General features: G+C 41.6%; 4 protein-coding genes. All 4 read right to left on the reverse strand.

The annotated features are described in order from the left end of the window. Nucleotides 1-43 precede the first annotated feature (43 nt). Genes KAH81_07210 through sprA form a run of 4 tightly spaced genes read right to left on the reverse strand, consistent with a single transcriptional unit; the run spans nucleotide 44 to nucleotide 8652 of the window. A complete protein-coding gene (locus KAH81_07210) occupies nucleotides 44-967 on the reverse strand; it encodes a hypothetical protein (protein ID MCK5833441.1) in 924 nt (307 codons plus the stop codon). Nucleotides 968-974: 7 nt separating this feature from the next. Further along, the gene (locus KAH81_07215) at nucleotides 975-1643 is read right to left on the reverse strand and encodes an endonuclease III domain-containing protein (protein ID MCK5833442.1); all 669 of its coding nucleotides are present in this window, start codon (nucleotides 1641-1643) and stop codon (nucleotides 975-977) included. Nucleotides 1644-1645: 2 nt separating this feature from the next. After that, complete coding sequence (locus KAH81_07220; protein MCK5833443.1) at nucleotides 1646-2755, reverse strand: HD domain-containing protein; 1110 nt, start codon at nucleotides 2753-2755, stop codon at nucleotides 1646-1648. Nucleotides 2756-2778: 23 nt separating this feature from the next. Then, entirely contained in the window at nucleotides 2779-8652 is a 5874-nt protein-coding gene (gene sprA, locus KAH81_07225) for a cell surface protein SprA (protein ID MCK5833444.1), read from the reverse strand. Nucleotides 8653-8831: the final 179 nt, after the last annotated feature.

An 8831-nucleotide genomic window follows, 5' to 3' on the forward strand; every position in this document is an offset into this window, starting at 1 on the left:
CTTGCTTTATTAAGCAAAGTAAAATGAAATAGTGAGTTAAATATTACTTTAATAGAAAATTCAGAAACATGTATCCAAGTAAGCCGAGTAACGGTATCAACATTCCCAAGATAATATAAATCATTTTCTTTGTAGCCTCTTTTTTTTTCGTCATATAACCTATATTTAGCTTATATAACCATTGCCCTGCAGCAGTTGGGGTAGGGAGGGTTTCGGAAGCTATGTAATCCAATAAAGTTCTATCTATAGCGTAACCAATAGCGCTAAGCACAGGTATTTGGCATTTGGCTACTTCCCTAATAACGCTTTTGTTATTGAATACCGAGATATCTTTTCCTCCTGTTTCCGCGACGACGATCAAATCGATACCCTCTTTTATTAACGTGCATTTTATAATCTCATCAATAAGGGAATCTGGCGAGTTTTCTTTAAAAGGTCTTTTATAAATGTGTATTTCAGGATTCTGTGCCCTAAGAAGCTCGAATTCGAATTCACTGAAAGCAGAAGAATTTTCCGGCGCGACTATTGCGATTCGTTTCGGTGGAGGGTCTAATGAAATTTTGCGCAGCTCTGCTTGAGATAGAAGACCTTCTTCGGATAGAGTATTTTTCATTTCGATGAAAAGATTATTTACGTTCGTTTTGCTAATATCTTCAAAAGATAGAACGCTGAGCTCGATTTGTGCGGTTTTATGAAAAACGCGGTATTCTGAAATTATTTTTACTCGAGCCCCATCGTAAATCGGGAAATCGATTTTTGCAGCTATCTCTGGTTCGACGGTGCAATAGAGTCTATTGAAACCATCGGTAATAAAGAAACTTAACCAGCCGGAGGCATCTCTATGATCATAAAGGTTTTCTATATAACCAATTATGGAGAATTTCCTATTTTCAGATAGTTCGACGGCCTTTTCTAGAAGATCGCATATTTTATTTTTTATTTCTGTTGGCGAATATTTTTTCTGCATAACTTACCTAGTATAATTCATAGGGATTGTTTTCAACAAGTGTTTTTTTCATTGGACAAGTATTGCATTTGGGCTTTTTTTTTGAACAATAATTTTTCCCGAGTTCCACCAATATTGCATGGAAGTTCTTGTAAACGAAGAGATCTTCTTCGATATGCGAATAAAAAAGCTCAGCCAGTTCATCATAATTAGCCTGTGGGGGAGTCCAACCATGGCGCACTGCTATGCGGTATGTATAAGCATCTACGACAAACACAGGCCGCTCGAAGGCGTAAAGAAGTATATCGTCGGCTGTTTCCGGCCCAATCCCTTTAATCGAAAGGAGTTGTTTTCTAAGATCAAGTGTACTAACATTCTCGGCGTTGGGAAAAAAACCATCGAAATCGTTTTTAAACCATTCGACAAAGTATTTGAGTTTAAGCGCTTTTTGGTTGAAATAGCCCGAAGATTTGATGCTAGTTGCAATATTTTCTACAGGAGTTTTTATGAGGGCATCAAGATCGAGTATGCCATTCGCTCGAAGGCAATCGATGGCTTTCTGAGCGTTTACCCAATTTGTATTCTGTGTGAGTATGGCGCCGATTGAAATCTCGAATGGGTTATCCGCCGGCCACCATTTAAGATCACCGAAATGAGTAAAGGCAATCTCGTAGAAATCAATTATTTTGTTTTTCATCGCTACCGCTTCTTCTGTTTTGATAGCGTCCTTGAAAAATATCGCTTGAATGCTTCGACAACATCCGGATCGAATTGGGTTCCGCTTTCTCTAATTATTTCTTTAGCTGCGAAATCGAAACTTTTAGCGATTTTGTATTCGCGAACTGTTGTTATAGCATCGAAAACATCGGCGACAGCTATAATGCGGCTCCCAAGTGGTATGGCTTCACCTGCCATGCGGAAGGGATAACCATCACCATCCCAGCGTTCGTGATGACAACTTGCTATTATTGGGACATCGGCGAGCTCTTTATTGAAATGAACCTTGCTAACAATATCGTGAGTTATGCGCGCATGCTCTTTTATCGCTTCGTATTCTTCATTTGTAAGAGGGCCTTCTTTTTTTAGTATCGAGTCGTGAACACCTATTTTACCATAATCGTGAAGCAAACTTGCTACTCGTATTTGCTCGATTTCATTGTCCGAAAGCCCCATTTCTTCAGCAATACCTACGGCATAGACGGCTACTCTTCTCGAGTGCCCCTTGGAAATGGGGTGCCGTGCATCGATAGTAGTTGCCATAACTTCAATCAACGAATTGAATGTGTTTTTAAGGTCGTTATAGAGTTGAGCGTTTTCGAGATTTGTCGTTATTTGGGCAATGGCTGTTCTAAGAATATAAAAGTCTTCGCTTGAAAATCCTTCGGTTGTGCTATTGATTGCTTCCAAGACACCATAGCATTCAAATCGTTTATTGACTAATGGCACGACTAAGGAGTTTTTGATCTGATAGCCCAAGACTTGAGATAGAATCGGGCTATAGCGGTTATCGGATTCAGGATTGTCACTGATAATAAACTCGCCTGTTTTTGCAACCCAGCCCTCGATGCCCTCTTCGCTTTTAAGCGTTATTTTCTGGCCGGGGGGAAAGACGACACTATGTAATGAATTATCATCCTTATTAAGAAAGAAAAGGAAACATCTTTCCGCAGAGACGATAGCAGCGCATTCGTCGGTTATCGCATCGGAAATGTTCTCGAGCTTTGGATTTAGAAATAGAGAACCCGAGAGTTTGACCAATTTTGAGAGGCGTTCAAGGTTCTTTAGATTTTCTTTTTTATTCTTTTTCATAGTTTAAACAAATCCCTAATTTCTTAAAATTTAAGCTCGACCCAGATACTTACATCTCTTATATGGCGCACTTTACCTAGTTTATTGTCTTTGGTGTCTATCCACTTCATTTCCATACCTCCCTGAATATTACGAGAGAAACTGTAACTCGCGGAAGGTGTAATGCTCCATTCGCTGTCATCTTGCATTGGCGTTACCTCTTCTTCGTTCCCTTCAATCCACGTTTCATTTGCTCTTTGAGTGTGTTGAATAGCTAATTGCAGTTGAAGAGAATTTTCCCAATGAAGAGTTCCGATTATTGGCAGTTTAATGCCTTGAGAGGCTCTTAAACTGTATTTTGCCGTAGCTTTGTGGCTTAGCTCATGGTTATGAGTGACGCTGGTATTAGTTGTGCTATATCGATAGTCTCGTGAGTCCATCCAATTAGCTGAGTAGTCGGTAGTGAGGCCGAATTTCCAACCGACACTGAGAGAAACAAGCGGATTAAGATTGTGTTTGAGTGAACGCGTTGTCAGTGAACCAGATTGATAGGATTTCTTTTTTTCGTAGATATAATGGCTGTTTGTTCTGACATTGTTAGCAAGTTTTGGGAAGAAAAAGTATTTACCGAGGCCATTCCAATTGAGAGTTATATCGGGGAATGTAAGTTGGTCATCCTTCGTGTTGTTACTGCTATACCTTATGTTTGTTCTATAGTTGTATTTTATCGAAGTAGTTATATCCCATGGAAGCCGGAGGCCCGTTCTTATGGTTGTATTATCAGTGATAGTCCTGCTTTCGATTGCAGATGTGACGCTTGTTGTTCCAGCTACAGTGGGAACTCCAGGATCTGTAGTAAGACCGAGTTGATATGATACTGTCGGCCTTCGTGCAAGGTTGGGAAGTCCACGCCTATCATCCCTCTGGAAATCAAATTGAATATCATCTAAGCGATTGAGGAAAGTGAGGGATTTTCCAATGGTTTCCAAGAAACTTATTCCGTTCCCTCCAGGTGGCGTGACCTGTTCTACTGCTCCGGAATCCGCTGTTTCGGAATTACTCGACTCACCATTTTTTGTATCCCGTTCCCAGGCTCTCGGGCTTCTACCTTTACTGGGGCTGGAAGAGCTCGATGGCGAAAGCAGCTTTGTTAATTCCTTCCAACGAAGCCCTAATGAAACCCTATAAATTCGAGATATATCAACATTGCCAAATTTATCGGTGTATCTTTGAGGGTCAGTGTTTTCAGTATAAGTTGAAGTAAATTCATAGTTTTGAGTCAGCCATTTAGCCCACATAGGATTGAAACGGAAATTTTCGTTAATGCTTTTGGTCAAGGGCGAACCAATCTTAACTGGATGTCTCCATCTAAATGTTGCGGAGTCACCAACATCGCGCTTCATTCGCAAAGTAAATCCCGTTGTTATTGGCTCGATGATGTTAGTATTAAAAGTCGTCGTGTTTTCAAGGGTTTTATCAGATGACTGTGTGAAGCTTCCGTATCGGTCCTGCCTTCTCTGAATTCTGCTTGTGGCCGATGTTTCAAATCGAAGAGCAGTAGGAGCTAGGTTGAGTTTCCAGTCTAGTAATTTCGGAACTAATGTATCGGATTCGGTCTCACCTCTCCTCGAGAAGGATTTCTCTTTTGTGTCTTCGGTAATTGATTTAGTGGTATCTGGAATGTCTTCTGTAGAATCGGATTTCGAATCTGGCTTATTGAAAGCCCAGCTAGTAAGATGGACCTCCCACTTTTCGTTCGGAGTTAGATCATATGATTGCCTGAACGTCCAATCCTGGCTTAAATTTTTTGGATAGTTAGGGCTTTTTTCGTCGCGTTCACCCCCGCTGATAGAATGTGTCAGTCTAGCAAGAGTGAGTCCGATAAGGAGCCCCGGATTTCTTGGCGCAAGGCGTTGAGTGATGTTAACCGAATATTGTTTAGAGCGAGTAGTTTCATCATCACGAAGGCTGTCCGGAACAGATATATCCGAGCCGGTTTTCAATCTTGGGACCGATATTGTTCTTCCATAGTTAACAGATAAAGGTAAAGAAAGGCCCCATGAATCCGGAGCGAATTTATGGATATTGAACTTGGCCGAAGCAGCGCCTGTTGTTGCTGTAGCTCCTGTTCCCGTTTGTGTATTAAGGTCGTGGAATTCGCTATCTTTCCTTTCAATAGAGCCTGTGAAATCGGCAAGGTCCGCGAAATTGATTGTAAAGGTCGATTTTTCAGCCCATCCCGGTTTTTTGCGAACATCGATTACCTTGAGCTCATCGCACCATATTTCGCCGGAAATTGGGCGATAATTGTAAGGGTTGATCACTCCCATCTCAAAATAGCGAATATCGGTAAGAGAAGGGCTCCCTGTTATGACATAACTCGATCCATCATCCAAATCCATAATTCTACTAAGATCATTTGAATAAATGGTATCCCCAAGTGAGGTAAGGACTTGATCTTTAAAGGCTGTGATAACCGAAAAGTCCATCACAACCTTGTTGCTCTTGTCCCAGCCCGGTTTCAGGTAAGTGCGGAATTCATACATATTGTATTGGTCACGTCCCATGCGATAAACGAACATCACTGAATCGTCACTGACTTCATCGTTGAGATAAATCCACATCTCGAGTTTATTATAGAGAGTAAGATTAAGATTATTGGAAGAGAATGTGGTTTTGTTGCAGATAACCGTGTCCCCACCTAGAACATTGTCATAAATGAGCACCAAGGACTGTTCCTGACTCATTATACCAGTTGTTACAGACCTTTCACCGGTAACTTCGGGAGGGGCGAGGTAATCGGCATCCTCATGTGAATTTTTGGTTGTGACTTCAAGTTCAGTGGACTGCGGTTCCCATTTATTGCCAACCAATTCCATTTGGGCGATCCATATTTTTGCGGAATCTTCGATACCGTCGGCCCAGATTCGTATATATTTCGTCTGTTGCCAATTTGGAGAACCAACTTCGCTTCTGCGATAGACCTTACCATCAGGAACGAGTGTAAACACCGAGTCCTGAATGGGAATTCGATACATTCGCCACTTTTCGTCAGTTCCTTCAATATATGAACGAGTTCCCGGAACCTCGAACTCATTGCTGGACAGATCGATAGTGAAGTCATAGTAATTATCATAGGTATCGAGGAAGTCGTTACCATTAAGGTCTTCCGTGTCAGGTTTGTTTCCACCTTCCGGGTCTCTCGCATTACTTTCGGTGCCATTTATTTTAGAATAATTATTGGGGTTTTCGGAGTCCCAATCCCAGTTATCTTGGTTTGGGTCATTCGAGCCAGTGAAACCGGGCTCTAGGCTATCCGGTAATTCGTCAAGTCCGATATCTTCTTCGGTTGTCAGGATACCATCTCTGATCCCGTTAATTGGTTTATCTTCGGAGTTTAATTCGTTATTGCCGTTAATATCCTCATCGATGGAACCGAAGTTAAAATGTACTTTACCTTCTTCACCGCGTACCCAAACCTCGAAGAATTTCGATGTGCTTTGATCCTGATAGCCCGAAGGGATGTATCTCATAACTCCACCCCAGGCGGTTTCTCCTAAAACATCTGTCGTGTCTTTCAAATCGAGGACTAAAACATTTGTGTTAGATTCCTCCGAAGCGACTTCTTTATTGGGCCATATTTGCCTAACAGGGACTTTATCGTAGGGATTATACCATATTAATTTTCCTCGTTGTTCCTGTGTTTTTGTTGGAGGAGCTGAGGATTTATGCCAGATCGTTCTTCTTACCTCGAGGGAGAAGGTATTTTTGGATCCCTCAAAATCATCGATATAAGCTTCGTTTTTTGTGTTAGGATTTCCAATTATTTGTGCTATTTCCGCTGTAAAAACGATATTAGAGGGTTGTTCGGTATGAATTAACGGGATAGCATCTACGAGATCTGTTAGAATGGGAACCTCATAGTCGAGTTTAAGATCTGCATCCCAAATGAAGGCCCTCGATGGCTCTCTGCCAACCTGAGGTCTTCTTTCAGCGCTGGTTGTGGATTTGTAAAGCGCTGTTCCTCCAAGCCAGCTATTTTCACCGAATCGGTATTCGGCTCTGGTGCCGAGAAGCGCTTTCTGTTCGGGCATGAAGAAAGGTTCATAGTCAAAATCAATATTTAAATCGATATTAGGATTAAGTGCTTCTTCGGTGAGGAAAGTGATTTGACCGATTTGATAATCCATACGATAATCGACACCACGTTGAAGTCTTCGGCTTCCGAGTTTAACCACTTCGGAGTCCTCGAGAATGTTAAATTTGCCGAGGCTCATTGGATTAGCGCGGGTTCCGGTTGTGATGCGGATAACATATTTATGATCGCTCGTGATATCATTACTTGATATGCTCGAATACATCGCCGAGTTTCTTGGAGTGCTCACGCCAAATTGAAGTTGGCTTTCCTCTATATCAGAAGGATCGAAAGGATGAAGCACTGGAAATACCAGAAAGCCCTCTCCTATATCAAATCGTGTCCTATCAACTATTCCATCCGGGATTGAATTTCCATACTGATCGACTTTATCCAAACCCATAACCTGCATTAATGGCATAGGTGGAGATTGAGTCGTGTCACTAGTAACACTATTAGTGACAGGAGTGATGTAGATTTCTAGTTCGATGTTGTCCGGATTCAGGCCGGTAGCGCCCATGGAATATATATTGCGCCAAGTATTATCCCAACAGGGGTTTGTTGGCAATATATTTGGAGAGCGAATAAGGTTTAAAAAGGCAGTCGAATCGCTATCGGTATTATAACCGATTGAATCGAGGGAGCCATCCGAATGTTGGAGTATATAGTTACAAGAGATAGCATAGTCGTTTCGAAGCGTGTTATAACCGATCATACGAAACCAGCCTAGCGCTCGCGATATTTCATAGTTGCTCTGGTCTATTAAATGGAAGTAACCTATATGACCGACTGTGTTATCATAGGTTTCTCCCGGTGTAGGCATAGCCTCGCCTTTTATGGCGTTCATCGCTATGTTATTAGCGCTATTTTGGTCATCTACATAAAGGTTGAACTCTAATATCGAATCACCTATGTCCAAACCAGACCCCAGAAGGACATTGACGAATTCTTCCTCTATCCAGAAATATGTAAGGTCTCTATACTCGTAATCACTGATATCCGTTGGTTGCACCGAAGAGCGGCCAGTTATGGATGTGCTGGAGTGTTGACCCTTTTCTTGACTCCCGATGGCGGTGATTGATAAATCACCTATTTGGAATTGGCTTTTTATTCCAAATAAACCCTCGACACGCTCAGAATAGCCTACAAAAGTAGCCCCAGGTAAAGATATATTAGTATTACCTGCCTCGATCTTCTGAATAACATCGTCCTCTGTTCCTGTATATGAAATATTAATTGTGTTTTCAAGGTCTGTTTCTCGTTTGGAATCTTGATCGACTGTGACGCTGATCTTAGAACCTATAGTGCCAGTGATTGTAAATCGGCTTTCTTGCTCCATCTGCAAGCTTGGGAATTTACTCTGGTTAGGGCCGAGAACTTGGCCGGAATACCATTCGCTTCTACCTGAGAGTGTTATTCTCTGGTATCCTGTCAAAGATAGGCCTGCGCCTCCTTCACCAATAACATCTCGGACATTTTTAGGAAAAGCGATTGGGATTTCGAATGAAACCCCCTTTTTTTTAGATTTAGCTTCCTTCTTCGCGCCCTCCCAAGCTGTATTATGCCAATACATGTCTTGTAAGTGAAGAAGGAACTTGTCTATAGGTATTACTCTTGGTGCATAAGCCTGCCGGTCTCCGATCCACTCGTTGATCACGACAAGCCCAATATCCCAATATACCATTGCGCTGTATTTATGTCCGATGGCGGAAAAGTCCAGCAGCGCTAGAGTGGTATCTTTCGCCGTAGAGTTATATTCATCTGGTTCGAACCTATCTTCCAAAGGAAGGAAGTAGCGTCCTTCTTGGGAGAGAGATAAATTTACGCCTTGTGCAAAAGTAAATCCTGTTCCTATTATAACAAATATTAAAAAAAGTATATTTTTAAAATTAGACTTTATTTTGGTTCCTGATTTTATAGTTTCGAATTCCGAATAAACTTGACTTCGGAGATAATATTTTT

It is taken from the genome of bacterium, assembly GCA_023145965.1.
Taxonomy (GTDB): Bacteria; UBP14; UBA6098; order UBA6098; family UBA6098; genus UBA6098.

Excerpts from the sequence above, each read along its gene's own strand:
- KAH81_07220 (MCK5833443.1), bottom strand. The coding sequence starts at position 2,755 with ATGAAAAAGAATAAAAAAGAAAATCTAAAGAACCTTGAACGCCTCTCA.
- KAH81_07210 (MCK5833441.1), bottom strand. The coding sequence starts at position 967 with ATGCAGAAAAAATATTCGCCAACAGAAATAAAAAATAAAATATGCGAT.
- KAH81_07215 (MCK5833442.1), bottom strand. The coding sequence starts at position 1,643 with ATGAAAAACAAAATAATTGATTTCTACGAGATTGCCTTTACTCATTTC.